This window comes from Dechloromonas agitata is5, from assembly GCF_000519045.1.
Taxonomy (GTDB): Bacteria; Pseudomonadota; Gammaproteobacteria; order Burkholderiales; family Rhodocyclaceae; genus Azonexus; species Azonexus agitatus.
Genome location: NZ_KI912532.1, coordinates 266,554 through 291,107, shown reverse-complemented (window position 1 = coordinate 291,107; position 24,554 = coordinate 266,554). Strand labels below are relative to the sequence as shown.

General features: G+C 62.4%; 18 protein-coding genes, 3 tRNA genes and 2 rRNA genes. 11 read left to right on the top strand and 12 right to left on the bottom strand.

Features of this window, described 5'->3' with window-relative positions; all coding sequences use genetic code 11:
• Positions 1-36 precede the first annotated feature (36 nt).
• From K420_RS0101485 to rrf, 4 genes are all read left to right on the top strand, one after another.
• Positions 37-113 (top strand) — tRNA-Ile (locus K420_RS0101485).
• A 12-nt stretch (positions 114-125) separates the two neighbouring features.
• Positions 126-201, top strand: a tRNA-Ala gene (locus tag K420_RS0101480).
• A gap of 213 nt (positions 202-414) precedes the next feature.
• Positions 415-3,293: ribosomal RNA gene (locus tag K420_RS0101475) — 23S ribosomal RNA — on the top strand.
• A 102-nt stretch (positions 3,294-3,395) separates the two neighbouring features.
• Positions 3,396-3,508, top strand: a 5S ribosomal RNA gene (rrf, locus tag K420_RS0101470).
• Positions 3,509-3,602: 94 nt separating this feature from the next.
• On the opposite strand, the gene K420_RS0101465 is transcribed toward rrf, so the two are convergent.
• Positions 3,603-4,457, bottom strand: a complete 855-nt coding sequence (locus K420_RS0101465) for an alpha/beta fold hydrolase (RefSeq protein ID WP_027456489.1) — start codon at positions 4,455-4,457, stop codon at positions 3,603-3,605.
• Positions 4,458-4,520: 63 nt separating this feature from the next.
• Between K420_RS0101465 and K420_RS0101460 the strand changes: the two genes are divergently transcribed.
• The gene (locus tag K420_RS0101460; RefSeq protein ID WP_027456488.1) at positions 4,521-5,468 is read left to right on the top strand and encodes an MBL fold metallo-hydrolase; all 948 of its coding nucleotides are present in this window, start codon (positions 4,521-4,523) and stop codon (positions 5,466-5,468) included.
• Here the strand turns inward: K420_RS0101460 and corA are convergent, their stop codons facing one another.
• Genes corA through K420_RS0101445 form a run of 3 tightly spaced genes read right to left on the bottom strand, consistent with a single transcriptional unit; the run spans position 5,469 to position 8,394 of the window.
• Positions 5,469-6,533 carry a magnesium/cobalt transporter CorA gene (corA, locus tag K420_RS0101455; protein WP_027456487.1) on the bottom strand — a complete coding sequence of 355 codons (1,065 nt, stop codon included), beginning with the start codon at positions 6,531-6,533 and terminating at the stop codon, positions 5,469-5,471. It abuts the gene before it with no gap.
• The gene (tcdA, locus tag K420_RS0101450; RefSeq protein ID WP_027456486.1) at positions 6,530-7,291 is read right to left on the bottom strand and encodes a tRNA cyclic N6-threonylcarbamoyladenosine(37) synthase TcdA; all 762 of its coding nucleotides are present in this window, start codon (positions 7,289-7,291) and stop codon (positions 6,530-6,532) included. Before tcdA ends, corA begins: the two co-directional genes overlap by 4 nt.
• Positions 7,291-8,394 (bottom strand): HD-GYP domain-containing protein, encoded by a 1,104-nt coding sequence (locus tag K420_RS0101445; protein ID WP_027456485.1) that lies wholly within the window; start codon positions 8,392-8,394, stop codon positions 7,291-7,293. Before K420_RS0101445 ends, tcdA begins: the two co-directional genes overlap by 1 nt.
• 138 nt (positions 8,395-8,532) lie before the next feature.
• Between K420_RS0101445 and ispB the strand changes: the two genes are divergently transcribed.
• Both ispB and K420_RS0101435 read left to right on the top strand, forming a co-directional pair.
• Positions 8,533-9,501, top strand: a complete 969-nt coding sequence (gene ispB / locus K420_RS0101440) for an octaprenyl diphosphate synthase (protein WP_027456484.1) — start codon at positions 8,533-8,535, stop codon at positions 9,499-9,501.
• Positions 9,502-9,517: 16 nt separating this feature from the next.
• Positions 9,518-9,594 (top strand) — tRNA-Pro (locus K420_RS0101435).
• Between the two features lie 84 nt (positions 9,595-9,678).
• Here K420_RS0101435 and K420_RS0101430 read toward each other — a convergent pair.
• The 8 genes from K420_RS0101430 to K420_RS0101395 all read right to left on the bottom strand — a co-directional run bounded on the left by K420_RS0101430 (position 9,679) and on the right by K420_RS0101395 (position 19,713).
• Positions 9,679-12,357 (bottom strand): bifunctional acetate--CoA ligase family protein/GNAT family N-acetyltransferase, encoded by a 2,679-nt coding sequence (locus tag K420_RS0101430; protein WP_027456483.1) that lies wholly within the window; start codon positions 12,355-12,357, stop codon positions 9,679-9,681.
• A gap of 20 nt (positions 12,358-12,377) precedes the next feature.
• On the bottom strand, positions 12,378-13,481 hold the full coding sequence (locus K420_RS0101425; protein WP_027456482.1) for an alkene reductase: 1,104 nt from the start codon (positions 13,479-13,481) through the stop codon (positions 12,378-12,380).
• A 74-nt stretch (positions 13,482-13,555) separates the two neighbouring features.
• A complete protein-coding gene (locus tag K420_RS21120; protein ID WP_084019522.1) occupies positions 13,556-14,872 on the bottom strand; it encodes an ATP-binding cassette domain-containing protein in 1,317 nt (438 codons plus the stop codon).
• Positions 14,873-14,885: 13 nt separating this feature from the next.
• Positions 14,886-15,647: an ABC transporter ATP-binding protein gene (locus tag K420_RS0101415; protein ID WP_027456480.1), complete on the bottom strand. Its 762-nt coding sequence runs from the start codon at positions 15,645-15,647 to the stop codon at positions 14,886-14,888.
• Positions 15,648-15,649: 2 nt separating this feature from the next.
• The gene (locus K420_RS0101410) at positions 15,650-16,582 is read right to left on the bottom strand and encodes a branched-chain amino acid ABC transporter permease (RefSeq protein WP_027456479.1); all 933 of its coding nucleotides are present in this window, start codon (positions 16,580-16,582) and stop codon (positions 15,650-15,652) included.
• A gap of 2 nt (positions 16,583-16,584) precedes the next feature.
• Positions 16,585-17,460, bottom strand: a complete 876-nt coding sequence (locus K420_RS0101405; RefSeq protein ID WP_027456478.1) for a branched-chain amino acid ABC transporter permease — start codon at positions 17,458-17,460, stop codon at positions 16,585-16,587.
• Between the two features lie 66 nt (positions 17,461-17,526).
• Positions 17,527-18,576, bottom strand: coding sequence for a 2Fe-2S iron-sulfur cluster-binding protein (locus K420_RS0101400; protein ID WP_027456477.1), 1,050 nt, complete (start codon positions 18,574-18,576; stop codon positions 17,527-17,529).
• 108 nt (positions 18,577-18,684) lie between these two features.
• A complete protein-coding gene (locus tag K420_RS0101395; protein WP_027456476.1) occupies positions 18,685-19,713 on the bottom strand; it encodes a diiron oxygenase in 1,029 nt (342 codons plus the stop codon).
• Positions 19,714-20,088: 375 nt separating this feature from the next.
• Between K420_RS0101395 and paaN the strand changes: the two genes are divergently transcribed.
• From paaN to paaI, 4 genes are all read left to right on the top strand, one after another.
• Positions 20,089-21,756: a phenylacetic acid degradation protein PaaN gene (paaN, locus tag K420_RS0101390; RefSeq protein ID WP_027456475.1), complete on the top strand. Its 1,668-nt coding sequence runs from the start codon at positions 20,089-20,091 to the stop codon at positions 21,754-21,756.
• Positions 21,757-21,765: 9 nt separating this feature from the next.
• Positions 21,766-22,560: a 2-(1,2-epoxy-1,2-dihydrophenyl)acetyl-CoA isomerase PaaG gene (paaG, locus tag K420_RS0101385; RefSeq protein ID WP_027456474.1), complete on the top strand. Its 795-nt coding sequence runs from the start codon at positions 21,766-21,768 to the stop codon at positions 22,558-22,560.
• A gap of 61 nt (positions 22,561-22,621) precedes the next feature.
• Entirely contained in the window at positions 22,622-24,094 is a 1,473-nt protein-coding gene (gene paaH, locus K420_RS0101380) for a 3-hydroxyacyl-CoA dehydrogenase PaaH (protein ID WP_232422812.1), read from the top strand.
• Positions 24,087-24,551, top strand: coding sequence for a hydroxyphenylacetyl-CoA thioesterase PaaI (gene paaI / locus K420_RS0101375; protein WP_027456472.1), 465 nt, complete (start codon positions 24,087-24,089; stop codon positions 24,549-24,551). Before paaH ends, paaI begins: the two co-directional genes overlap by 8 nt.
• Positions 24,552-24,554 lie beyond the last annotated feature (3 nt).

Here is a 24,554-nt window from a genome sequence, read left to right as displayed (position 1 = left end):
CAACTTATCGGTTGTTCAGTAGTAGCAAACAGACGAGGGTCTGTAGCTCAGTCGGTTAGAGCACCGTCTTGATAAGGCGGGGGTCGTTGGTTCGATTCCAACCAGACCCACCAACGTCTCAAAACGGGGGATTAGCTCAGCTGGGAGAGCACCTGCTTTGCAAGCAGGGGGTCGTCGGTTCGATCCCGTCATCCTCCACCAGAAACCAGTGTTAAGCATTGTTGTTTAACACTGGCTTTTGAGAAATCAATTGCTACGCTCTTTAACAAAACGGAAGAAGGTTGTGTAACGCTGTGATGAGCAGTGATTACACGTTGTGATTGCATCTGATGGTTCATTACAGCTAGTGAATCATCAGCACAAAGTTTATGAGTTGCCTGTAGCCGGGTCTCTGCCGAGACCCCAAGGTTATAGGATCAAGCGACTAAGTGCATGTGGTGGATGCCTTGGCGATCACAGGCGATGAAGGACGTGCAAGCCTGCGAAAAGCGCGGGGGAGCTGGCAATGAAGCTTTGATCCCGCGATGTCCGAATGGGGAAACCCACCCGCAAGGGTATCCTGTCCTGAATACATAGGGCCAGGAGGCGAACCCGGTGAACTGAAACATCTAAGTAGCCGGAGGAAAAGAAATCAACCGAGATTCCCCAAGTAGTGGCGAGCGAACGGGGAAGAGCCTGCTAGTGATAGCGGAACTGTTAGAAGAACGGAATGGAAAGTCCGGCCGTAGTGGGTGATAGCCCCGTATTCGAAAACAGATCCGTGGTACTAAGTTAGCGAAAAGTAGGGCGGGGCACGTGAAACCTTGTCTGAACATGGGGGGACCATCCTCCAAGGCTAAATACTCGTGATCGACCGATAGTGAACCAGTACCGTGAGGGAAAGGCGAAAAGAACCCCGGGAGGGGAGTGAAATAGAACCTGAAACCGCATGCATACAAACAGTGGGAGCCTCCTTGTGGGGTGACTGCGTACCTTTTGTATAATGGGTCAGCGACTTACGTTATGTTGCGAGCTTAACCGAATAGGGGAGGCGTAGCGAAAGCGAGTCTGATAAGGGCGTTTAGTAGCATGGCGTAGACCCGAAACCGGATGATCTATCCATGGCCAGGATGAAGGTGCCGTAACAGGTACTGGAGGTCCGAACCCACTAACGTTGAAAAGTTAGGGGATGAGCTGTGGATAGGGGTGAAAGGCTAAACAAATCCGGAAATAGCTGGTTCTCCCCGAAAACTATTTAGGTAGTGCGTCACATATCACTTCCGGGGGTAAAGCACTGTTATGGCTAGGGGGTCATCGCGACTTACCAAACCATGGCAAACTCTGAATACCGGAAAGTGCGAGTGTGGCAGACAGACAGTGGGTGCTAACGTCCATTGTCAAGAGGGAAACAACCCAGACCGCCAGCTAAGGTCCCCAAGACACAGTTAAGTGGGAAACGAGGTGGGAAGGCATAGACAGCTAGGAGGTTGGCTTAGAAGCAGCCACCCTTTAAAGAAAGCGTAATAGCTCACTAGTCGAGTCGTCCTGCGCGGAAGATGTAACGGGGCTCAAACTGTGCACCGAAGCTGCGGATATCGAAAGATATGGTAGGGGAGCGTTCTGTAGGTCTGTGAAGGTGTCTTGTAAAGGATGCTGGAGATATCAGAAGTGCGAATGCTGACATGAGTAGCGATAAAGGGAGTGAAAAGCTCCCTCGCCGAAAGCCCAAGGTTTCCTACGCAACGTTCATCGGCGTAGGGTGAGTCGGCCCCTAAGGCGAGGCAGAAATGCGTAGTCGATGGGAAACAGGTCAATATTCCTGTACCGATTCTAGATGCGATGTGGGGACGGAGAAGGTTAGGTCAGCCATCTGTTGGAATAGGTGGTTTAAGCGTGTAGGAGTGTCCCTTAGGCAAATCCGGGGGAATTATCTGAGGCGTGATGACGAGGCACTACGGTGCCGAAGTGATTGATACCAAGCTTCCAGGAAAAGCCACTAAGCTTCAGTCTAGAGTCGACCGTACCGCAAACCGACACAGGTGGGCAGGATGAAAATTCTAAGGCGCTTGAGAGAACTCAGGAGAAGGAACTCGGCAAATTGACACCGTAACTTCGGGAGAAGGTGTGCCCCGGTAGGTTGTAGAGCCTCGCGCTCGAAGGCCGATGGGGTTGCAGTGAAATGGTGGCTGCGACTGTTTAATAAAAACACAGCACTCTGCAAACACGAAAGTGGACGTATAGGGTGTGACGCCTGCCCGGTGCTGGAAGATTAAATGATGGGGTGCAAGCTCTTGATTGAAGTCCCAGTAAACGGCGGCCGTAACTATAACGGTCCTAAGGTAGCGAAATTCCTTGTCGGGTAAGTTCCGACCTGCACGAATGGCGTAACGATGGCCACACTGTCTCCTCCTGAGACTCAGCGAAGTTGAAATGTTTGTGAAGATGCAATCTCCCCGCGGCAAGACGGAAAGACCCCATGAACCTTTACTGCAGCTTTGCATTGGACTTTGAACCGGTTTGTGTAGGATAGGTGGGAGACTGTGAAACCGGGACGCTAGTCTCGGTGGAGTCGTCCTTGAAATACCACCCTGATTTGTTTGAGGTTCTAACCTAGGCCAGTGAATCCTGGCCGGGGACCGTGCATGGTAGGCAGTTTGACTGGGGCGGTCTCCTCCCAAAAGGTAACGGAGGAGTACGAAGGTACGCTTAGGGCGGTCGGACATCGCCCATAAAGTGCAATGGCAAAAGCGTGCTTGACTGCGAGACCCACAAGTCGAGCAGGTGCGAAAGCAGGTCATAGTGATCCGGTGGTTCTGTATGGAAGGGCCATCGCTCAACGGATAAAAGGTACTCTGGGGATAACAGGCTGATACCGCCCAAGAGTTCATATCGACGGCGGTGTTTGGCACCTCGATGTCGGCTCATCTCATCCTGGGGCTGTAGCCGGTCCCAAGGGTATGGCTGTTCGCCATTTAAAGAGGTACGTGAGCTGGGTTTAAAACGTCGTGAGACAGTTTGGTCCCTATCTGCCGTGGGCGCTGGATATTTGAAGGGGGCTGCTCCTAGTACGAGAGGACCGGAGTGGACGAACCTCTGGTGTACCGGTTATGACGCCAGTCGTATCGCCGGGTAGCTATGTTCGGAAGAGATAAACGCTGAAAGCATCTAAGCGTGAAACTCGCCTTAAGATGAGATATCCCGGAGTCTTGAACTCCTTGAAGGGTCGTCGAAGACCACGACGTTGATAGGTCGGGTGTGGAAGCGCAGTAATGCGTTAAGCTAACCGATACTAATTGCCCGTACGGCTTGATCCTATAACCTTGGATCAGCACTACAACAACTCATACATACAATCACAACACCTTCTTCTAGTTTTGCGTTTGACGCGTACCGCGCGGCAAACGTTACAAGTTACGTCTGGCGTCAATAGCCTGCTGGTACCACCCCTTCCCATCCCGAACAGGACCGTGAAACAGCAACGCGCCAATGATAGTGAGCTTCCGCTCGCGAAAGTAGGTCAACGCCAGACTCCCCATTCAAACACCCCCTCCGGATGCCCGGCAGGGGGTGTTGTCGTTTAAAAAAGAAAATATCAGCACTGGCAAGCAGCACCAAAACCGGGATTATCCCCGTTCTACGGCCTCGTCTTTGCTGTTGATGAAAACCAGCAAATCCCTTACGAAACGATCTCGCTGCCATTGATGAGGGGAATGGTCAGTTCCCTCGTAGATGTGGAGGATGGCATCGGGAATCTGGTTGGCGACAAAATGTGCGGTATCCAGTCCGTAGAAGTTGCTTTCGCCGCCATAGACGAGCATGGACGGGACATCGATTCGCGAGAGAACGTCACGGTAGTCGGCCTGCGTGAGACTGGCCCAGCATTCGATGAGGGGAGAAGAGGGCTGCGCGCGCAGCGCGTTGCGCGATTTCTCCCAGCCACTGGCCCCCGCCAGGTATTTTTCCCTGGCTCGGTCATTCAAGCCGAAAGCCGTTAGCTTGAGGACGGCTTCGGCGAAGTCCTCCTTTAACCACGTCATCATTTCGTGCGATTTCGCCGCATCGAAATTTCCGTAGATGCCATGCCGCCAGCCTGAATCGGTCAATAGTTTTGGTGACTGATCGATGAAGCAAAGCCGCGCCAGATGCTGCGTGCCAAAGTCCCGGATGTATTGCCACAGCGTCAAGGCGCCCATCGAGTGGCCAACCACCGTGGCCTGATCGATCTGATAGTGGTCGATCAGGTTGGCCAGGTCACGGGCCATCCGTTCGACGGTTGGTGCCGTCTTGCCGGAAAGGTCGTGGCCGCCGTGGCCGCGAGCGTCCCAGCGAAAGACCTGGTGGTGGGCGTTAAGTTGAGGCAGGAAGGGAAACCATTCCTGATGGCTGGATGTCCAGCCATGCAGCATGATGATGGGCGACCCCTCGCCCGATATCTTGAGATGAATCTTGGCGCCGTCGTCGGCCAGGAAATGGGTCATGATGGTCAGAAGGGCTGAAGACGTCAAAGTATAATCCCTCCGAACAATACGCAGGAGTATGGAATGTTTGATTGGAGAGATTACGGTAACGGTATCGTCGCGTTCGACGCGGGTTACGTCCGGCCCATCCTGGCGGCCATTCATTTGGTGATCGAAAACGGGCGGGCAGCCTTCATCGATACCGGGAGTAACGACGCCCTACCGAATGCCTTGGCTGCACTCGATCGCGTAGGGTTGGGTGTGTCGGCAGTGGATTACGTGATACTGACCCACATCCACCTCGATCATGCCGGCGGGGCCGGCAGTTTGATGCGCGCCGTCCCGAACGCCAAGTTGGTCGTGCATCCGCGTGGGGCCCGCCACATGGCGGAACCGTCGAGGCTGGTAGCCGGTGTAACGGCGGTGTATGGGGCAGAGTATGTCCAGCGCGTGTACGGCGAGATATTGCCGGTGCCGACCGAGCGCATCGTCGAGGCGGTCGACGGCCTGGTTATCGATTTGAATGGCCGGCAGTTGCGTTGCCTCGATACGCCGGGGCATGCGCGACACCACATCTGTATTGTCGATACGAAGGCAAACGGGATTTTCACGGGCGATATGTTCGGCTTGTCCTACCGTGAGCCGGATGTCGATGGGCGGCAGTTCATCTTTCCAACGACGACGCCGACCCAGTTCGAGCCCGAGGAAATGCGGGCATCGATCCGGCGCCTGCTGGCTTTGCAACCGGAGGCGATGTATCTGACGCACTACGGCCAGGTACTGGACGTGCAGCGGCAAGGCACCGAGTTGCTGCGGCATCTCGATCGCCTGGTTGCCATCGCACTGACCCAGCGTCACGCCGGTGAGACGCGTCACGCCCGTATCAAGCAGGTGATGACCGATTATTTGCTGAGCGAGATTCGCCACCATGGCTGTCGCCTGCCGGATGAGCAGCTACTCGCCATCTGGGCGACGGATCTGGAACTGAATGCCCAAGGGCTGGGCGTCTGGTTGGATGGTTTGAAGGACTAGCTAGACGTAACGCCGTCGCCAGAAAAGTAGCAGCATGATGACGGCGATGATCCCGATCAGCTCGATGGCATAGGAAAAGCCGTCAGGGTTGGCCAGCCAGGGCATTTCCCGGAAGTTCATGCCGAAGATGCCGGCGATCAGCGTTGCCGGCATGAAGATGGTGGTGACAACGGTCAGGGTTCGAACTTCCAGATTGACCTTGTGACTGATGGTCGACAAATAGACGTCAAGCAAGCCGGTGGCCAGGTCGCGCAAATCCTCCAGCGATTCGAGGATGTGCACCGTGTGGTCGTAGACGTCGCGTATATAGAGCTGGATGTCGGCCCGGAAAAAATCGCCGGCATCGCGGTGCAGGGTGCCCAGCACCTCGCGTAGCGGATGCAGGTTGCGTCGCAACTGCGAGACGCAGCGCTTGAGCTGGTGGATGCCTTCCAGTGCCTCAGCGCCGGGTTGGCCGAGAATCCGGGATTCCAGCGCTTCGGCGTAGTCATTCAATTGCTCGATGACCCCGAAGTAGCTGTCCACCACTGTGTCGATCAATGAATAGGCCAGCATGTCCACCCCGCCGCGCCGCAACGAGGAGTGATTGGCGCGCAGGCGTTGCCGGATTGGTTCGAAGGTTTTCGAGGGCCGTTCCTGAAAGGTGAGAATGTAATCCCGTCCGATCACCAGGCTGATCTGATCCTGGCCGAGTTCGAGCGATCCGGCGGTGAGTTCATAGCGATGCAGGACGACATAGAGATTGTCTTCGTAAGCGTCCAGCTTCTGGCGTTGGGCGTTGTTCAGGATATCTTCCTGGGCCAGCGGATGCAGCGCGAAAATCTTGCCGATGGTCGCCAGGTCGGACGGACTGTGTGCGCCATAGACGTTGGCCCAGCGCGTGGCGAACTGGCGGGGCTGGGTAGAGAAAGCCTCGGGGCTCGGCAGTTGAAGTTCCTGCAGGCCGCGTTCGTCATAGTCGATGACCGAAAACGCGGGCTGGCTGGTTTTTACCTCGCCGATATGGACCAGTGTGCCCGGTGGCAGGCCTGCCTTTTTGGAGCGCAGTTTGCGGGGTTTGTTCATTGGCTGGCGATCAGGTTAATGACCTGGGCGGCGGCAGCCATGCCGAACACGGAGGTGACGCAGACCGATGAACCGAAGCCCGCACAGTTCAGGCCGGCCGGGCCGGAGGCGGTATCGCAGGCGTTACCCGGCGTCGGATAGCGCAGGGGCTCTGTCGAAAAAATGGCGGAGATGCCGAATTTCTTGCCGGCCGACGGGAACCCGTGGTCACGCCGCAGCGAGGAGCGTACCTTGGCGAGCAGCGGATCCTGGATTGTCTGGCTGAGATCGGCGATGCGTACCTGGGTCGGGTCGATTTGTCCGCCAGCGGCGCCGGCGACGACGATGGGCAGCTTGCGCCGCTTGCAGAAAGCGATCATCGCCACCTTGGCACGGACCTGGTCGATCGCGTCAATGACGGCGGAAAAATCATCATCGAGCAAGGAGCCCGTGTTTTCCGGTGTGATGAAATCCTCGATGCAGGTCACCTGGCAATCCGGGTTGATGGCCATGATTCGCTCGGCCATGGCATCGACCTTGGCCTTGCCGTAGATGTCGCCCAGCGCGTGAATCTGCCGGTTGGTATTCGACTCGGCCACCATGTCGAGGTCGATCAGGGTGATGCGTCCGACACCGGTGCGGGCCAGTGCTTCGGCGGCCCAGGAACCGACGCCGCCAATGCCGACAACGCAGACATGGGCATCGCGTAGCGCGGTACTGCCAGCCTGGCCGTAGAGCCGGCCGACTCCTCCGAAACGGCGTTCGCGGTCGATGGTCATCAGGCTTCGATGGTCTTGCGGATCACCGAATTGAACGGTGCGATCCATTCCGGCGCGAACTGCTTGTCGCAGGCGTTGATCTCGGCAATGGCGCGCAGGACCGAGCGATTCTTGCCGCGGTGGATGTGCTTGAGCATGACTGCTTCGAAAGCGTCGACGATGGCCAGGATTTTGGCCCCGGCACAGATCTGATCGGCGAGCAGGGCGTTCGGATAGCCGCCACCATCGGGCATTTCATGATGTTGTGCCACCATTTCGGCGGCAGGCTCCCAGCCCGGCATGCGGAGCAGCAGGCCGGCGGCGAAGCCCGGATGATTGCACAGAGCCACCTTGTCCTCCGGCGACATCCGGCCGACCTTGAGCCAGATCGACTCCGGCAGCAGCATCATGCCGACATCGTGCAGATAGACCGCAGCCTCCAGTTGCATCGGATCGACCGCGTTGTTGCCCGCCTTGTTGGTTTCCAGGGCCAGCCGCAGGATGCGCATGGTGCGGCCTTTGAAGAGCGGGGAACGACTCTCGAATTGCAGGGCCAAGGAGCGGAAGAATTGTAGGTCGAGGCTGGCATTTTTCTGTTCGCCCCGGGCGGCCGAGCTTTTCGGGGTACGGCTGGATATGTCGGGAATGACCGGGGGGAAGCCCGTGACGGCCTCGATCAGATCAGCGCAACTGGCATCGACCTGGGCGGCGACTTCCTGGGCAATTTCGCCCAGGCCCTCGACCAGGACCGGGAGTTGCAGGTTGTCGAGTGGCTTGTGCAGGAGCAGTGCATCGGTTGCCAGTTCAAGGCGGTCGATGGCGAGCAGGATCAGCTCTGCCAGCATGTCGGAGAATGGAAGTTCTCCTTCCCGGAAACGGGTGAGCATGGTTTCGATGGGGTGGGCCAGCACGACGCCGAGTTCGAACTTGCACAACGCGGCATCGCCCTTGATGTTATGCACTGCCCGGAACAGATCGGCGGTGATTTCACGATCGTGCGGGCTTTTGCGCAGTTCGGCGATGTCGCGCTCGATTTGCGGGGCACGGTCGGTGAGGGCTTCGGCAAATTCGTCGAGCAGTTCACGATCCTGAATGACCGGTGCGACGATCGAGCGAATGTCCATGCCCCCTCCTGCTGTTCTGGTTTAATCGATCAAGTTTATCAAACTGCCCCGGAAACCGTGCGCTTCCTTGATCTGGCTGCCTTGACTGGGCTCCGTGGGACCCCTAAGATTCCGCGCTTCTCCTAGGAATTACCTGCCGTGACTCTGGAACAGCTCTACGCCCTGATCGGGCCTGACATGAAGGCCGTCGACGCGGTCATTCGCGACCGCCTTTACTCCGACGTGGTGCTGGTCAGGCAGGTTGCCGAATACATCATCAACAGCGGCGGCAAGCGCATGCGGCCGGCACTGGTGCTCCTCGCAGCAGGTTCTCTCGGCTATCAGGGCGTTCGACACCATGAGATGGCGGCGGTGGTGGAATTCATCCATACCGCGACCCTGCTGCACGATGACGTGGTCGACGAATCGGCCTTGCGTCGCGGCCGGGATACCGCGAACGCCATGTTCGGCAACGCGGCCAGCGTGCTGGTCGGCGATTTCCTGTATTCCCGCGCCTTCCAGATGATGGTGGCGGTCGACAACATGCGGGTCATGCAGGTGCTGTCCGATGCGACCAACATCATCGCCGAGGGCGAAGTGCTGCAGTTGATGAACTGCCACGATGCCGACGTCGACGAAGCCCGCTACATGCAGGTTATCCACTACAAGACGGCCAAGCTGTTCGAGGCGGCCGCCCAGTTGGGTGCCATCCTCGGCCAGGCAACGCCAGAGGTTGAGAAGGCGCTGGCTACCTACGGCATGCACCTGGGGACAGCGTTCCAGTTGGTCGACGACGTATTGGATTACTCGGGACAGGAAGCCGATACCGGCAAACACCTCGGCGACGATCTGGCCGAGGGCAAGCCGACCCTGCCGCTGATCTATGTCATGCAGCACGGTACGGCGGAACAGGCCGCCTGCGTACGTAAGGCCATCGAGGAAGGCGGGCGCGATGATTTCCCGCTGGTACTCGAAGCGATCCGCAGCAGCGGTGCGCTGGATCACGCCCGGAAGCGTGCCGTGCAGGAAGCGGAATTGGCGAGAGCTTCAATTCAGTGCCTGGGGGATTCCCAATACAAAGAAGCTCTGCTACAATTGTCCTTCTTTGCAGTTGAGCGAAATCACTAGGTCGCTCGGCAGCCATCGGAGTGTAGCTCAGCCTGGTAGAGCACTGCGTTCGGGACGCAGGGGTCGCATGTTCGAATCATGTCACTCCGACCAAATTATCGAGAAAAAGCCCTGTTTTGACAGGGCTTTTTCTTTTTCTGGCTTTCCATGCCAGCGCAGGCTGGGCGTGATTGCCGCTCAATCGCGCAGCGACTTGACCACCCGCTTCAGTTCGTGACCGTCCGGGTGGGGCAGGATGGTGAAGCCGAGACGGGCCATCAGGTTGAGCATTTTCTGGTTGTCGGCGAGGACGTCGCCGACCATGGTGCGGTAGAGCTTTTCACGGGCGCAGTCGATGATGGCGTCCATCAGGCGGCGGCCGAGGCCGCATTTCTGCCAGCGGTCGTCCACCGCCAGACCGAATTCGACTGATTCGCCATCCGGCGTCTGCACGTAACGGGCGCTGCCTACCTGCCGTTCCTGGCCGTCATCGTCGACCACCGCGATCAGGGCCATTTCCCGGTCGTAATCGACCTGGGTCAGCCGGACGAGCTGGCTGGGCGGGAGTTCCCGGGTTCCGTCCATGAAGCGGAAATAGCGCGATTCGTCCGACATGGCACTGACGAAGGCCTGTTCCAGCGGGGCGTCTTCGGGACGGACGGGGCGGACGTGCACGATACTGCCGTCGCGCATCGGCCAGCTCTGGCAGAGGTGGGCGGGGTAGGGGTGGATCGCCATGTGGGCGTAGCGCACCTGGCCGGCGCCGCGTAGCGGGTCGAGGGCCAGCTGGGCGTCGATTGCCAGGCAGCCGTCTTCGTCGACGATCAGCGGATTGATATAGAGCCGGTCGAGGGCGGGCAGGGTGCAGACCAGGTTGGAAAGTGCGAGCAGGGCATCTTCCAGGGCGCTGCGGTCGGCGGCGGGCTGTTTGCTGCTGGCGGCGAGCGTGCGGCCGATGCGCGTGGCGTCGATCAGGTTGCCGGCCAGGAAGCGGTTGAGCGGCGGCAGGGCGACGGCGTAGTCGCGCAGCGCTTCGCCCTGGCTGCCACCGGCGCCGAGGCGGATGACCGGCCCGAAGACCGGATCGCGGAAGACTTCGACAAAAAATTGCCGGGCGTTGGGCCGTTCGCGGTGCGGCGCCAGGGTGACGCCGTGGATGCGTCGCTCGGGGGCCGACTGATGCTGCGCTTCGCTCAGGTCGCGCAGCGCGCCGCGCACGGCCTCGATGCTGGCCAGCTTGCGGCGGACGCGCTTGTCGTCGAAGGCGTCCGGCAATTCAGGCGATTCGAGGTGCATGTCGACCGGCAGGCCGAGCTGTTCGGCAACGAACATCGCTTCCGTCGCCGTGTGGGCGACCAGGCTGGGGCGAACCGGCATGCCGCAGGTGTGGAGCAGGGCGTGGGTTTCCATGTGCGACAGTACGCGGCGCCGCTCGGCGATCAGTGCCTCGGCCAGTACCCGGCCGCTGTCGGTGCGGCCGTCCTGAACCGGGCGGCCGGGGCTGGGTACTTGCAGCAGCAGTTGCTGGTTCTGGTAATAGGCAGCGATGTTGTGAAACAGCTCGATGACGGTATCCGGCGTGCGGAAGACCGGGATGCCGGCTTCCTCCAGTGTTTGCCGGGCCGCGCCGACCTGGCTGCCGCCCATGAAACAGCAGCACAGCGTGATGCGGTGCCGGCGGGCGATGTCCACCAGTCCTTCGGCGACGGCCTTTGGCGAGACCACGGCGAGCGGCGAGAGCATGACCAGGATGGCGTCGATCTGGCCGTCGGCGGCGATCAGGCGGGTCGCTTCGAGATAGCGCTCGCTGTTGGCATCGCCCCCCAGGTCGATCGGATTGGTGCCACGCCACTCGCGAGGCAGCAGCGGTTTCAGGGCGGTGACCGTGTCGGCTTGCAGGGCGCCGAGCGGGATGCCGAGGTGGCGGGCGCTGTCGGCCGCCATGCGGGCCGGGCCGGTGCCGTTGCTGAGGATGGCCAGGCGGCTGCCGCGCGGATGGAAGCCGGCGGCCAAGGCGCGGGCGGCATGGAAGAGCTGGCCGAGATCGCGCACGCGGACGACGCCGGCCCGGCGCACGGCGGCGTCGAAGACCTGGTCGGCCAGTTCGGCGGCGTCGGGCGCCAACTCGTCGTCGCCGGCATGCTGGCCCGATTTGAGCAGGATGACCGGCTTGATGCGGGCCGCCGAGCGCAGGGCGCTGATGAAGCGCCGGGCGTGGCGGATTTTTTCGACGTGCAGCAGGATGTAGCGGGTGCGTTCGTCGTTGGCCAGGTAGTCGAGGACATCGCCGAAGTCGACGTTCATTGCTTCGCCGAGCGAGACGGCGAGCGACAGGCCGATGCGGTTGGTCGTCGCCCAGTCGAGCACGGCGGCACACATCGCGCCGGACTGGGCGACCAGGGCGAGGTCGCCGGGCAGGGCGGCGATGTCGGTGAAGGTGGCGTTCAGCGCGGCGTGCGGGCAGACGATGCCGAGCGATTTCGGGCCGAGGAAGCGGATGCCGGCATTGAGCGCCGCCTCGCGGATGCGCCGCTCGGTGGTTGCGCTGTTGGCGGCGACGGCGGCGGGATGCGAGACGACGATGGCGTTGCGGATACCGGCCCGGCCGCACTGGGCGATGATCTCGGCGATGGTGCGCGGTGCGGTGGTGATGATCGCCAGGTCGACCGGCGCGCCGGCCGATTCGATGTCCGGCACGCAGGGCTGGCCGAGCAGCGTGGTGTGGCGCGGATTGACCGCCAGTAACTGGCCGCGGTAGCCGCTGGCCAGCAGGTTGCGGAAGATGACATGCCCGATGCTGCCCTCCTTCTCGGAAGCGCCGATCACGGCGATGGCACGTGGTTCGAACAGGCCGGCGAGGTAGTGGGTGGTGGACATGCGCTTCTCCTGGGCGGATTTCAGTGCGGTGCGGTGTAAGGCGGGTAGTCGGTGTAGCCGGTGGTGCCACCCTGGTAGAAGGTGGCTGGGTCGGCGGCGGCCAGCGCTTGGCCTTGGGCGATGCGCTCGACCAGATCGGGGTTGGCGATCCAGGCCTGGCCGAAGGCGACGGCATCGCACAGGCCGGCCTTGATGCGATCAGCGGCGCGGGCGGGGTCGAGGGCGCCGTTGTTGATCAGCGGCAGGCCGGTCAGCGGCCGGAAATGGGCGGCGACATCGCTCAGGCCGTGTGGCGTATCGGCCAGCTGGCGGGGATGCACCACCTCGGTCAGGTGCAGGTAGGCAAGGGGCAGGCGGCTGGCTTCGTGCACCAGGTAAGACCACATGGGCACCGTGTCGGCATCGACCGCGATGCCATGAAAACGGTTGAGCATCGGATTGAGGCGGAAGCCGATGCGCGGCAGCGGGACGTGGCGGGCAACTTCAGCGAGCACCTCGAAGAAGAAACGGGCGCGATTCTCGTGCGAGCCGCCGTAGTCGTCGTCGCGCTGGTTCGCGCAAGCGGCAAAGAACTGGTGGAAGAGATAGCCGTTCGACGAATGCAGCTCGACGCCGTCGAAGCCGGCAGCCATCGCGTTGGCTGCCGCCTGGCCGAACTGGCCGACGATGTCGCGGATCTCGCTGCGGCTCAGGGCGTGCGGCGTGACGGTGGTGGCCGGGCCGTCGGCTAGCTGGACGCGCCATTGCGGGTTGATGGCCGACGGGGCGACCGGCAGTTCGCCGCCGGTCAGCGCTGGATGCGAAATGCGGCCGCAGTGCCAGAGCTGGCAGACGATGCGGCCGCCCGCCGCATGCACGGCATCCGTGACCCGGCGCCAGCCATCGACCTGGGCGGTCGACCAGATGCCGGGACTGTTGAGGTAGCCACGGGCGCGCGGTGAAACGATGGTGCCTTCCGAGACGATCAGTCCGGCGGCTGCCCGCTGGGCGTAGTAGGTCGCCATCAGGGCGGTCGGGGCGCTCTCCGGGTTGTCGGCCCGGCAACGGGTCAGCGGCGCCATCACGATGCGGTTGCGGAGTTCGATGTCGCCGAGGCGGCAGGGGGGCAGCAGGGCTTCGCTCATGGCGTGATGCCTCGGCAGGCGGCAGCCGTCGGAGCGGCTGCCGCGTGGAGGGGGTGGAGGAGGGGCGACGGCATCTACATGCCGAGATAGGCGGCGCGCACCTGCTCGTTGCGGATCAGCTCCTGGCCGGTGCCGGTCAGCGTGATGTTGCCGGTTTCCAGCACGTAGCCGCGGTCGGCGATGGCCAGCGCGGCAAAGGCGTTCTGCTCGACGAGGAAGATGGTCATGCCCTGGCTCTTCAGCGTCTTGACGACGTTGAACACCTCCTCGACGAGCAGCGGGGCGAGGCCCATCGACGGTTCGTCGAGCAGCAGCATCTTCGGGCGACCCATCAAGGCGCGGCCGATGGCCAGCATCTGTTGCTGCCCGCCGGACAGGGTGCCGGCCGGCAGGGCGCGCTTTTCCTTGAGGATGGGGAACATCGCGTAGATCTTCTCCAGATCGCCCTCGACCTGGCCTTTCGGCTGGGTGTAGGCGCCCAGGCGCAGGTTGTCCTCGATCGACAGCGGGCCGAACACCTGCCGCCCTTCCGGGCTCTGGCAGATGCCGCGCCGCATGCGCAGGTCGGCGCGCAGGCTGGAAATGTCCTCGCCGTCGAACATGATCCGGCCAGCGCTCATCGGCTGCACGCCGGACAGCGTGCGCAGGAAGGTGGTCTTGCCGGCGCCGTTGGCGCCGACCAGGGCGACCAGTTCGCCCTTGCGCACTTCGAGGTCGATGCCCTTGAGCGCCTTGATCCGGCCGTAGCAGCTTTCCATGCCCTTGACCGAGAGCAGCACGTCGCCGCCGGCCGGGCTGGCGCCCGGTTGCAGTTCGCCGGCGCTGTGCGCACCGAGGCCGATCGATTCGGGGGCGAGGCTGGCGATGCGGTGGAACAGTTCGCGGAACTCGGCCTTCGCCTTGCCGCCGAACAAGGGGTCGTCATTGTCGAGGAAGGCGCGGTCGATCTCGGCCCAGTCGTCGGCGGTCAGCACCTCGCGGGCGAGGGGCATGGCGTCCTTCTCCTCGCTGCGGATGTGGCTCTTGATGGCGCCGGTATAGTTGCGCAGCGCGGCGGTGAAAGCGGCATTGCCCTCGCCGCCGCCCGCCGTGCTGGCCAGCTTGGCGCGCAGGTCGCGGAGGACTTCCGGACCATTGCGGTGCTCGGCCTGCAGGCGGTCGAGGATGACGCCGGCCTCGGTCGACCGCTCGCGCAACAGCCGGAAGAGGAATTCATCCTCCTTGGCGTGGTGGGCGCGGTCCATGAAGTGCTCGATGTAATCGAAAACCGAGGTGAAGAAGGGGGTTTCGACCTTGCCGCCGGCGTCGATTTCGTCGGCAACCATGTCGAGGGTGGTGGCGATGCGCCAGAGGTTCTGGTGCTCTTCGGTGATGATGCGGAGTGCTTCCATGTTCTTCCCCTGCTTAGGCGTGCGCGCCGAGATAGGCGGCGATGACGTCCGGGTTCTTGCGGATTTCCTCGCCGCTGCCTTCGGCCAGTTTCTTGCCGTAGTCGAGGACGAGGATGCGATCCGACAGGTTCATGACCATCTTCATGTCGTGCTCGACCAGTACGACGGTGATGCCGGAATCGGCGATCTTGCGCACCAGATGGTCGACTTCGATGGTTTCCTTGGGGTTGAGGCCGGCCGCCGGTTCGTCGAGGAAGATCAGGCGCGGCTTCATGGCCAGGGCGCGGGCGATCTCCAGGCGCTTCAGCGCACCGTAGGACATCGCGTCGGCGCGGGTCTCGACGTACTGGGCGAGGCCGACGAAGTCCATCAGCTGGGCGGCTTCGTCGCGCAGCGTGCGGTCGCGCTGCTTCAGGCTGGGGAAGCGCAGCGCGGCCTTGACCAGGTTGCGGTCCAGCCGCAAGTGAGCGCCGACCATCACGTTCTCGATGGCGCTCATGTTCATGCAGATCTGCAGGTTCTGGAAGGTGCGGGCGACGCCGCGCCGGGCCAGTTCGTTGGGCGACTTGCCGTGGATCGCCTCGCCGTCCAGCCGGATTTCGCCGGTGGTGGGTTTGTACACCCCGGTGATCAGGTTGAACAGCGTCGTCTTGCCGGCGCCGTTGGGGCCGATGACCGAATAGACGATGCCGGAATCGATGTTGAACGACACGTTCTGCACGGCCTTGACGCCGCCGAAGTGGATGGAGAGGTCTTTGACTTCGAGCAGGCTCATGTTTATTCCCCCTTGCCGAATTTGGCCGCCAGCGTCGGGACGAGGCCCTTGGGCAGGAAGATCATGCAGCCCATCAGGATGGCGCCGAAGACCACCGTTTCCCAACCTTCGAAAGTGGCCAGGGCCTGCGGCAGCGCGGTGAGCAGCACGGCGCCGACCAGCGAGCCATAGACCGAGGCCATGCCGCCGATCACCACCATGGTGACCAGTTCGATGGAGTGGAAAAAATCGGCGAAGTTGGGGCTGACGAAGCCGACGTAGTGCGCCGTGACGCTGCCCATCAGGCTGGCGAAGACAGCGGAGAGGACGAAGATCGCCACCTTGTAGCGCACGACATCGACGCCGACCACCTGCGAGGCGACTTCCGAGCCGTGCAGCGCACGCAGGGCGCGGCCGAAGGGCGAGTCGATCAGGTTGAGCGAGGCCCAGACCGAGACCGACAGCAGCAGCGCGACAACCCAGTACCACTGCTTGTCGCTGGTCAGCTCGAAGCCGAACAGGCCCATCGCCGGTACCGGCATGCCATCCGGCCCGCCGGTCCATTGCGCTTCGTTGCGCAGCGCGATGCTGATGATGATGCCGAGACCGAGCGTCGCCATCGCCAGGTAGTTGCCCTTGAGCTTGAAGATCGGCCGGGCGACCAGCGCGGCGAGGATGCCGGTGGCGACGGCGCCGGCGCCCATGGCGAGCAGCGGATGCCAGCCGAAGTGCGTTGGCAGCACGGCCGAGGCGTAGGCACCGATGCCGAGGAAGCCGGCGTGGCCCAGGCTGATCTGGCCGGCGAAGCCGATCAGGAGATTCAAACCGAGGACGATCACGGCGTTGATCGCCATGCGCACGGCGAGATCAAGATAGAAGCTGTTGGGCAGCACGAAAGGCAGCACCAGCAGGATGGCAATGACCAGATAGAGGCCGTTGTAGACATTTTTTTTCATGCTTACACCCGATCCGTGGATTTGCCGCCGAACAGGCCGCGCGGCATGAAGAAGAGGATGAACAGGATCAACACGAAGGGGATCGCATCCTTGTAGGCCGACGAAATGTAGCCGGCGCCCATCGCTTCGAGGATGCCGACGAGCAGGCCGCCGACCACGGCGCCGAGGCCGTTGCCCAGCCCGCCGAGCACGGCGGCGACGAAGCCCTTGAGGCCGAGCATGATGCCGACGTCGTAGGAGGTCATGGTGATCGGGGTGAGCAGGATGCCGCCCAGGGCGCCGAGCGCCGCTGACATGGCGAAGCTCATGAACAGCACCCAACCGGTGTTGATGCCGACCAGTTCGGCGGCCAGCCGGTTAACCGATGTGGCGAGCATGGCCTTGCCCTGCAGCGTCCGGTTGAAGAAATACCACAGCGCGACGACGACCAGCGCGGTGACGCCGAGTACCCACAGGCTCTGCGGCAGCAGCGTGGCACCGAGGATTTCGATCGGTGCATCGCCCGAGAAGGGCGGCAGGCTGTGCGTGTTCTTGCCGAGGAAGACGGCGACCAGGCCGCGAATGACCAGCGAGGCGCCGATGGTGATGATGATCAGGGTCACCGTCTCGGCGCCCTTGACCGGCTCGATGGCCAGTTTCTCGATCAGCACGCCGACAATGGCCGGCACGATGATGGCGAGCATCAGGGCGACCGGCAGCGGCAGGCCGGCCTGCGTGAACAGCACGGCGAGCATGCCGCCGAGCATGATGAATTCGCCCTGGGCGAAGTTGATCACGTTGCTGGCGTTGTAGATCAGCGTGAAGCCGAGCGCGGCCAGCGCATAGGTGGCGCCGACCGTGACGCCGGAAAAGAGGAATTGCAGGAACTGGGCTAGCATGCTGGCCTCCTTCTCTGGGGGTGCTGGGGGTTCATGTCGTCTCCTGGTTTATCTGTCTTATGCGATTTACAGCGGCAGCAGGTGGTCGGCGTCGGCAACGACCGGCTGCTGCTGGGCGAAGAAGCCCTCGGTGTGGATCAGCTCGTCCTGGGCGCCGAGTGCCTTGACGGCGGCGACGCTGGCGTCCACGAACTCCGGGCTGCCGGCGACGAAAATGGTGTGCTTGGACAGATCGGGGAAAATCTGCGGCAGCACGACATCAACGCGGCCCTTCAGGTAGCCTTCCTTTTCCTCGCGGGTCAGCGTGATCTTGTAGTCGAAATTGCGGTGCTTGGTGCGCCACCAGGCCATCATGCCCTTGCTGTACACGTCGTCTTCGGTACGGGCCGAGAAGAGCATGGTGACCGGCTTGCGGAAGCCGCGACGCAACGCCGCCTCGGCCAGCGCCAGCACGGGGGCGAGGCCGGTGCCGGCGGCGATGCAGAGGACGGGCGTATCGACCGACGGGTCGCCGATGAAGGTGCCGTAGGCGCCGGAAATCTTGACGCTGTCGCCGATCGCCAGCTGATCATGGATCCAGTTGCTGGTCACGCCGCCGTCGGCGCGGGCGACTTGCAGCACCAGTTCGCCATCCGGGCGGGGGGCGTTGGAAATCGAATAGGCGCGGGCCGGGATGTCGGCGCGCGGGTTGCCGATGGTGACGTACTGGCCGGGCCAGTAGCGGATCGGCTGGCCGACCGGGCGCAGGCGCAGTTCGACGACGCGGGCGGCGATGCTTTTCTTGTCGGTGACGACAAACAGCGCGTCCTCGCGCGGCGGGAAGAGCTTGGGCTTGGCATCCTCGGTGCCCCACTCGATGGTCAGTTCCTCGGAAATCGGCTTGGCCATGCACATCAGGCCGTAGCCCTGTTTGCGCTCGTCCTGCGACAAGGCCATGTCGAGCACCATGCCCTGGTCGAACTGGCCTTGGGTAACCTTGACCTTGCATTCGCCGCAGGCGCCGGCGCGACAGTTGTTGGGCAGGGCGTAGCCAGCCTTTTCGAGGGCCATCAGTACCGTGTCGCCGTAGGCGCAATCGACGGACTTGCCCGAGGGTTGCATGATGATGCGAGCCATTTTGTCTCCCCCTAATGGGTGTTGGTTTCTCTGTTGCGGCAAGGCCGACGCCCTGGTGGGGGCGCCGGCCGGAGCAATTACTGCAGGAATTGCGGGTTCATCCGGTGTTTAGAAGACCGGGATGATGTCTTCCATGTCGATGTCGCTGATTTCCTGGCCGGTGATGCCGACTTCCGGAATGGCCGGGAACGGGATGTTGTAGCGATCGAGCACACCCTTCAGGTTGATCATCGCGTTCTTCCAGTTCTGCAGCTTCATGTCGTAGGTCGGGATGCCGAAGCCGGCACCGCGGGCGACTTCCTCGGCCTCGCGCTGGTTGGCGATAAAGTCGGCCGGCAGGTCCCAGAATTCCATCGGCGGCTCGAACAGCACGGCGGACAGGAACAGGTAGCCGGCACGGATCTGCTTGGTGACGATGGCCTTGGTTTCTTCCTTGAGACCCGGGTAGTCACGCTCCATGACGGCCATGCAGATCGCCATGTGGCGGCCTTCGTCGCGGCCGATGTTCTTGAAGCCTTCCTTGAAGACCGGTTCGCGGGAGTTGTCGAACATCTGCTTGAAGATGGTGGCGGCAGCGATCTCGCCCATCAGGAAGGAGCTGAACAGCACGGCCAGGTCGTACTTGGGCACGGCCTGCTTGTAGCCATTCCAGTAGCGCGAACCGTTGAAGTACAGCCACTGCACGTTCTTCTGCAGGCGCTTGCCCAGCTCGGTCTTCGGCTGGTAGGTGATCGGGTCCGGGTGGCCGAGCATCTTGGTGATGGCCAGGCCGCACATGATTTCGTGGTTCTGCTCGTCGCGGGTGACGGAGAAGAAGCACTTGCGGACCGGATCTTCCTCGTGCACTTCGTAGGTCTTGATCAGGGCTTCGGCGAAGACCGGGGGAGCGGAAGCGTCGAACACCGACAGCAGGCTCCACCAGTAGGCGATCGATTCGCGCTCTTCCCAGGTGTAGCTATCGACGTCGAGGGTGTCCCAAGGCAGCTTTTCCGGGTCCCAGTTCTCACGCAGGGCGGCTTCCCAGACTTCCTGCAGCTTCTTGGTCTTGCTGTTCCACGACAGCGGATAGACGTTCGGTTGTTCGATCGCCGGCGGGAATTCCATCTTGTCGGCAAAACGTTCCTTGTTGCTGGCCATGTCTCACTCCTTGTTTAGGTCTGATGATCAATTTGGACTGCCATCCGGTTTGGCCGGTGGCGTGGGGTGAATAGTGATACATCAACACACGCCAAGTCAATAAAAATTGTATCGAATGACTAAAAAATTTTTCGGAACGGATTTTGCGATTCAGAACATCAAAAAATTAAATGAGCTTTGCGATTTGTAAATAATTGATTGATAACGGTTCAAGCAATGAACAGGAACTTATTTTGCTAATCGTAACCTAAGTTTGTATGAAAATTTACGATACTTTTTATTGACTTGCTTGAATGTAATTTGTATCGTGTGTCACAAGTTGGCGTGGTATGGCTGCGCTGCCGTCAAAGAACAAACACCGCGAAGGAGATATCGATGTCGCACCCCCTGCTCGAGAAACACCGCGCCACGCTGGATGGCGCCCTGAATGCCATCGCCACCCGGGGCTACTGGTCGGCCTATAACGAAATGCCGAGCCCGAAGACCTATGGCGAAACGGCGGCCGAAGACGGCAAGAAGGCCTTCGAGGCGCACCTCGGTCGGCAGTTCGTGCTGGAGCAGCCGGGGCAGACGGGCTGGGCGGGGGGCGAACAGTCGCCCTACGGCATCGAGATGGGTATTCAATATCCGGTCTGTGACCACGAGGCGCTGATCGCTGCGGGGCAGCAGGCCATGGCGGGCTGGCAGAAGGTAGGGGCCGCCGGGCGTACCGGCATCTGCCTGGAAATCCTTGATCGCCTGAACAAGCAGAGCTTCGAGCTCGCCCACGCCGTGATGATGACCACCGGCCAGGGCTGGATGATGGCCTTCCAGGCGGGTTCGCCACATGCTCAGGATCGCGGCCTGGAGGCCGTCGCCTACGCCTGGCGCGAGCAGAGCTTCGTGCCGGCCGAAACGGTCTGGGACAAGCCGCAGGGCAAAAATCCGCCGCTGGTCATGAAGAAGCACTTCGAGATCGTCGGCCAGGGCGTCGGCGTCGTTGTCGGCTGCGGCACCTTCCCCACCTGGAACACCTACCCCGGCCTGTTCGCCGCGCTGTCCACCGGCAACGCCGTCATCGTCAAGCCGCACAGCAACGCCATCCTGCCGGCCGCCATCACCGTGCGCACCATTCGCGCCGTGCTCGCCGAGAACGGCATCGACCCCAACCTGGTCACGCTGTGCGTCGCCTCTGACCGCGCCACGACCCAGAAGCTGGTCACCCATTCCGCCGTCAAGTCCATCGACTTCACCGGTGGCAATGTCTTCGGCCAGTGGCTGGTCGACAACTGCCGCCAGGCCCGTGTCTATGCCGAGCTGGCTGGCGTGAACAACATCGTCATCGACTCGACCGACGCCTACAAGCCGATGCTGCGTAACCTGGCCTTCACGCTGTCGCTCTATTCCGGCCAGATGTGCACCACCTCGCAGGCCATCTTCGTGCCGGCCGGCGGTATCGACACCGAAGACGGTCACAAGTCCTACGACGACGTCTGTGCCGACCTGGCCAAGGCCGTCTCCGGCTTCCTGGCCAAGCCGGAAGTCGCCCACGCCGTGCTCGGCGCCGTGCAGTCGGCCGACACACTGAAGCGTATCGAGATGGCCGACAGCGGCACGCTGGGCAAGGTCGTGCTGGCCTCGACCAAGCTGGAAAACCCGGAATTTCCCAAGGCTACTGTGCGCACCCCGGTGCTGCTCGCCTGCGACGCCGCCGACGAGCATGCCTATATGGAAGAGCGTTTCGGCCCGATCAGCTTCATCGTCAAGGTCGCCGACACCGCCGCCGGCATCGCGCTGTCCGAGCGCATCGTGGCCACCCATGGCGCGCTGACCGCCGGCATCTACTCGACCAAGCCGGAAGTGATCGACGCGATGACCGCCGCCACGATGCGTTCCAAGGTCGCCCTGTCGATCAACCTGACCGGCGGCGTCTTCGTGAACCAGTCGGCCGCCTATTCCGACTACCACGGCACCGGCGGCAACCCGGCGGCCAACGCGTCCTACGCCGATGCCGCCTTCGTCGCCAACCGTTTCGTGGTCGTCCAGCGCCGCTACCACATCTGAGAACGCGCCATGAACTTTGAAAACATCACCTTCACCGTCGAGGCTGGCGTCGCCCGCCTGACCCTGAACCGGCCGGACAAGCTGAACAGCTTTACCGGCGCCATGCATGCCGAACTGCGCACCGCGCTGGATGCCATCCAGGCCGACGCGTCGATCCGCGTGCTGGTGCTGACCGGTGCCGGTCGCGCCTTCTGCGCCGGCCAGGACCTGGCTGATCCGGACATGGCCAAGGTCGACGGCAAGATGCCGGACATCGGCAACGTCGTCGAACGCAATTACAAGCCGCTGGTCCTGCGCCTGCAAAACCTGCGCGTGCCGACCATCGCCGCAGTCAATGGCATTGCTGCCGGCGCCGGCGCTTCGGTGGCGCTGGCCTGTGATCTGGTCGTCGCCACCAAGTCGGCCTCCTTCCTGCAGGCCTTCTCCAAGATCGGCCTGATCCCGGATACCGGCGGCACCTGGTTCCTGCCGCAGCGTGTCGGCATGGCGCGCGCCATGGGCCTTGCCCTGCTCGCCGACAAGCTGCCGGCCGAAAAGGCCGCCGAATGGGGCCTGATCTGGGAATGCGCCGAGGATGCCGAGTTTGCCGCCCGCGTCGATGCGCTGGCCAAGCAGTTGTCGACCCTGCCGACCAAGGCGCTGGTCCGTACCCGCCAGGCCATGCACGCCGCACCGGGTCACACCCTGGAGCAGCAACTGTCCTTCGAAGGCGGCTTCATGCGTGAGCTGGGCTGGAGCCCGGATTACGCCGAGGGTGTCCAGGCCTTCATGGAAAAACGTGCGCCGAATTTCACCGGAGAGTGAAACCGTGAGCCAATCACCCCTATCCCAACAGGCGGTCGTCGCCGTCGTCGGCACCGGTGCCATGGGTGCCGGTATCGCCCAGGTGGCGGCGCAGGCCGGGCATGTCGTCAAGCTCCTCGACAACCGGTCGGGCGCTGCCGCCAAGGCGGTTGACGGCATCCGTGCCCAGTTCGCCAAGCTGGCCGAAAAAGGCAAGATCAGCGCCGAGGCGGCCCAGGCGGCCGGCGATCGCCTGGTCGCCGTCGAGCAGCTGGCCGATCTGGCCGATGCCGCCCTGGTTGTCGAAGCCATCGTCGAAAACCTTGAAGCCAAGCAGAAGCTCTACGCCGACCTCGAAGGCATCGTGTCGGCCGACTGCATCTTCGGGACCAATACCTCGTCGATCTCGGTCACCGCCATCGGCGCCGCGCTGCAGCGCCCGGAGCGCCTGGCCGGCCTGCACTTCTTCAACCCGGCCCCGCTGATGGCCCTGGTCGAGATCGTCTCCGGCCTGGCCACCGACAAGGTGGTGGCTGAGACGCTGTTCGCCACGGCCAATGCCTGGGGCAAGACGGCGGTGCATGCCAAGTCGACGCCCGGCTTCATCGTCAATCGCGTCGCCCGGCCGTACTACGCCGAGGCGCTGCGCATCGCCCAGGAAGGTGCCGCCGATTACGCCACCATCGACGCCTGCTGCCGCGAGGCCGGCGGCTTCCGCATGGGGCCGTTCGAGCTGATGGACATGATCGGCCACGACGTCAATTTCGCAGTGACCAATTCGGTGTGGCGCGCCTTCTATAACGATCAGCGTTTCCTGCCGTCGCTGATCCAGCAGGAACTGGTGGATGCCGGTTTCTACGGTCGCAAGAGCGGGCGCGGCTTCTACGATTACCGCGAGGGGGCCGTGAAGCCCGTGCCGCAGACCGAAGCGCCGCAAACGCCGGCCGGCAAGATCACGGTGTTCGGCGAATGCGCCGTTGCCGAGGCCCTGGTCGAGCGCCTGCAGCACAGTGGCTTGTCGTTCGGGCGCGCCCCGGATGCCGACGGCCGCATCGCCGAAATCGGCCTCGCCAAGCTGTACGTCACCGATGGCCGCAGCGCCACGCAGCGCGCCGCCGAAACCGGCGTCGCCAACACCGTACTGATCGACCTGGCGCTCGACTACAGCAAGGCCACCCGTCTGGCGGTCGCTGCCGCCGAGCAGTGCGAACCGGCGGCCGTCGTCTCCGCCGTCGGCCTGTTGCAGGCCGCCGGGTTTGCCGTGTCGCGCTTTCTCGATGTGCCCGGCCTCCTCGTCATGCGCACGGTCGCCATGCTGGCCAACGAAGCGGCCGATGCGGTCAATCAGGGTGTGTGTACTGAAAAGGGGGCCGACCAGGCCATGCGCCTGGGCGTCAATTACCCGCAAGGCCCGCTGGCCTGGGCCGACCAGGTCGGCGTCGCCGCCATCCGCGACGTGCTGGCCAACCTGGGCGCCAGCTATGGCGAGGATCGTTACCGCATCTCGCCGCTGATCCAGCGCGCCGTGTTTGCCGGAAGGAATATCCATGACTGAACCGAAACTCAGCCCGGCCGAGGCGCAAACCCTGGCCGATGCCACCGCCGAAGCGATGTACTCGCGCGACCGCGCCGCCCAGGCGCTGGGCATCAAGATCGTCCGCGTCCAGCCGGGCGCTTCGCTGCTCACCATGACGGTGCGTTCCGACATGGTGAACGGCCACCACATCTGCCACGGCGGCATGATCTTCAGCCTGGCCGATACGGCCTTCGCCTACGCCTGCAACAGCTACAACAAGAACACCGTGGCCTCGGCCTGCCATATCGACTTCCTGGCCCCGGCCAAGGAGGGCGAGACACTGGAAGCGGAAGCCGTCGAGCAGTCGGCATCCGGCCGCACCGGCGTGTACGACATTACCGTGCGCAACAACCACGGCAAGACCATCGCCCTGTTCCGGGGCAAGAGCTATCGCATCAACGGTGAAGTGATCGCCGGACTGCAACAGGCCAACTGAGCC

Bases quoted from the DNA above. Each gene is read 5' to 3' on its own strand.
- K420_RS0101465 (WP_027456489.1), bottom strand. From the start codon at position 4,457: ATGACCCATTTCCTGGCCGACGACGGCGCCAAGATTCATCTCAAGATA.
- K420_RS0101460 (WP_027456488.1), top strand. From the start codon at position 4,521: ATGTTTGATTGGAGAGATTACGGTAACGGTATCGTCGCGTTCGACGCG.
- corA (WP_027456487.1), bottom strand. From the start codon at position 6,533: ATGAACAAACCCCGCAAACTGCGCTCCAAAAAGGCAGGCCTGCCACCG.
- tcdA (WP_027456486.1), bottom strand. From the start codon at position 7,291: ATGACCATCGACCGCGAACGCCGTTTCGGAGGAGTCGGCCGGCTCTAC.
- K420_RS0101445 (WP_027456485.1), bottom strand. From the start codon at position 8,394: ATGGACATTCGCTCGATCGTCGCACCGGTCATTCAGGATCGTGAACTG.
- K420_RS0101430 (WP_027456483.1), bottom strand. From the start codon at position 12,357: ATGTCCACCACCCACTACCTCGCCGGCCTGTTCGAACCACGTGCCATC.
- K420_RS0101425 (WP_027456482.1), bottom strand. From the start codon at position 13,481: ATGAGCGAAGCCCTGCTGCCCCCCTGCCGCCTCGGCGACATCGAACTC.
- K420_RS21120 (WP_084019522.1), bottom strand. From the start codon at position 14,872: ATGGAAGCACTCCGCATCATCACCGAAGAGCACCAGAACCTCTGGCGC.
- K420_RS0101415 (WP_027456480.1), bottom strand. From the start codon at position 15,647: ATGAGCCTGCTCGAAGTCAAAGACCTCTCCATCCACTTCGGCGGCGTC.
- K420_RS0101410 (WP_027456479.1), bottom strand. From the start codon at position 16,582: ATGAAAAAAAATGTCTACAACGGCCTCTATCTGGTCATTGCCATCCTG.
- K420_RS0101405 (WP_027456478.1), bottom strand. From the start codon at position 17,460: ATGCTAGCCCAGTTCCTGCAATTCCTCTTTTCCGGCGTCACGGTCGGC.
- K420_RS0101400 (WP_027456477.1), bottom strand. From the start codon at position 18,576: ATGGCTCGCATCATCATGCAACCCTCGGGCAAGTCCGTCGATTGCGCC.
- K420_RS0101395 (WP_027456476.1), bottom strand. From the start codon at position 19,713: ATGGCCAGCAACAAGGAACGTTTTGCCGACAAGATGGAATTCCCGCCG.
- paaN (WP_027456475.1), top strand. From the start codon at position 20,089: ATGTCGCACCCCCTGCTCGAGAAACACCGCGCCACGCTGGATGGCGCC.
- paaG (WP_027456474.1), top strand. From the start codon at position 21,766: ATGAACTTTGAAAACATCACCTTCACCGTCGAGGCTGGCGTCGCCCGC.
- paaH (WP_232422812.1), top strand. From the start codon at position 22,622: ATGGGTGCCGGTATCGCCCAGGTGGCGGCGCAGGCCGGGCATGTCGTC.
- paaI (WP_027456472.1), top strand. From the start codon at position 24,087: ATGACTGAACCGAAACTCAGCCCGGCCGAGGCGCAAACCCTGGCCGAT.